Raw genomic sequence first — 2,018 nt, 5'->3', positions numbered from 1 at the left:
GCGAGTAAAACCGGTTTGCATTATAACCTGTTCAGGTATTACGACCCGGACAGCGGGCGGTTCACGCAGCAGGACCCGCCAGGGCTGGCGGGTGGACTGAACCTGTACCAGTACGCGCCAAATGCGCAGGGCTGGGTGGATCCGTTGGGTTTGGCTAAAGGTGCTTGTGGGGGCACGCCCAAGGAGGCCCAGAAAAAAGTAGACAGGGGACAAGGTCCAAAGGATATAAAACGTATTGATGAGCCAGAGCAAAGTGTTCCTGGCAGCCAATGGCATGCCCATCAAACTAAACCAGAAAAAGGAAAGAACCCAGCATTGAATCAGGATGGTACAACCCATGATGGCCCGCCATCATTTTCAAAGAAAACACTCAAGTGGTTAAAAGAACACGGATGGAATGTGGAGGATTGGCTATGAATAAATTTGATAAAAAAATCCAAAAGCTAATAAAAAAAGAAGGACTAAATGATCCTGACATTTTTTTTGCAGATTATGAAACCTTCGAGGAGATACCCTTATTTTCAAGATCAAGTGATATTTCATTTTTATCATCACTATCATTTGATGATAAAAACACAATTTTGCTTCAAAGCGCTATTGAGCTGTTAACGATGCAAACTAATCTTGTTGTTAATGCGCTTGGTAAGGATAAGGCTGATGACTTTTTCTCTTGCGTGACTATTACTGGATGGGATAGTGCTGAAGAAATGGGATATTTAAAGCCAAATATTTTACTTACTCAAAGGAAAACGTGGCTATTATCTAATTTGAACCTTAAACCATCCGATTGCATTGAGGCGAAATTAGTGAGGAAGTATCTTGCCGATATTTCTACTCCTGAGCTTAGAGTGTTGATTTCTGATGGCTTTGAAAAAAATAAAAGGCTGTATATAGTTAAATACTAAATTACTGTGTATATATATTTATATTAGATGAGACATCAACCCATAATGAATTGATCCCTCTCAGCCGGAAGTTACCGGCATAAAACCCGCGATGAAATCCGTTCCAGTGGCTATGTGATTGATACCCTGGAAGCCGCGCTATGGGCTGTCTGGCACACCGATAACTTTCGTGATGCCGTGTTGCTCGCCGCCAACCTGGCTGATGACGCAGACAGTGTGGCAGCCACTGCCGGGCAACTGGCTGGTGCACTTTATGGCTGGCAGGGCATTCCGGCAGAGTGGAGAACGAAACTTGCGCAGCATGAGCATATTGTGTCGCTTGCTGACAGGTTGTTTCAGCTGTCATCTTCTTCTGATGCGTAATAATGGCTGCCTGCGTATCCGGGCGTGACGGTTATCTCGCCCTTTCCTGCTTTCTAACCTGCACAACAATACAACCATCTTTTTAATACTGCGGACATTCAATGCGTATACTCAGGGTTCTGAAAAAAGGTATTTTCTCCACGTTCAGTTACGAAGGGAGGGATACCCGGCTTGAATAGGGTGTCGTGTTCATTTTTCAGTGCCTGTGGTACTTCGGTTGGTTGAGGTTATCCTCTGCGGAGGATACCAGCATTATTCTGTTACTGTGTTTTATCCTGCCGTTACTGGCTTCCGCGGTTCACAGAATAAATGACGCCGGTTATTCGCGGTTTGTGATTATTCTGTTGGTGTTTTTCCCTTATATTCTTTTTCCCTTCCTGTTGTTGCCTGCCTCAGTGAATACCAGTAAGTAAACTCATGTAACCTTTCCTTTCAGGTATTACGACCCGGACAGCGGGCACACCACCCGTTACCACCCGCCGGGCTGGGCAGCCACCCCGCTACGATGCGCTGGGCCGCCTGCAGGCCCGTGATGTGTTCAGCGGTCACCCGCAACGCCCGGGGGACATGCACTGGCGGCAGCGCTGGGAATACGATTTCCGCAACAACCTGGTGCGTGAAGAGCGCAACCGCGACCCGTTCGATGCCAGCCGCAGGTCCTACGACAGCACGGGCAAACTGCAGCAGCAGGAAGACAGCCGCAGTGGCACAGTGAACTGGCCGCAGGACGGCGCGGGCAACCCGCTGGCA

The 2,018-nt window shown here is 47.9% G+C and carries 2 protein-coding genes and 2 pseudogenes; all 4 read left to right on the top strand.

From position 1 onward, the window contains the following. Positions 1–417: RHS repeat-associated core domain-containing protein (locus tag DES37_RS26010; RefSeq protein WP_245930199.1), on the top strand; the 417-nt coding region annotated here is incomplete at its 5' end. Next, positions 414–905, top strand: coding sequence for an Imm15 family immunity protein (locus DES37_RS25360; RefSeq protein WP_170123819.1), 492 nt, complete (start codon positions 414–416; stop codon positions 903–905). The genes DES37_RS26010 and DES37_RS25360, both read left to right, overlap by 4 nt. 57 nt (positions 906–962) lie before the next feature. After that, a pseudogene (locus DES37_RS25355) lies at positions 963–1,268 on the top strand (ADP-ribosylglycohydrolase family protein); the annotation flags it as partial. Positions 1,269–1,835: 567 nt separating this feature from the next. Further along, positions 1,836–2,018 (top strand): annotated as a pseudogene (locus tag DES37_RS25345) (RHS repeat domain-containing protein); the annotation flags it as partial.

The sequence above is a fragment of the Mangrovibacter plantisponsor genome (assembly GCF_003182475.1).
In the GTDB taxonomy this organism is placed as follows: domain Bacteria; phylum Pseudomonadota; class Gammaproteobacteria; order Enterobacterales; family Enterobacteriaceae; genus Mangrovibacter; species Mangrovibacter plantisponsor.
Note: the sequence above shows the minus strand (reverse complement) of the source record. Positions and strands in the feature narration are given on the sequence as shown.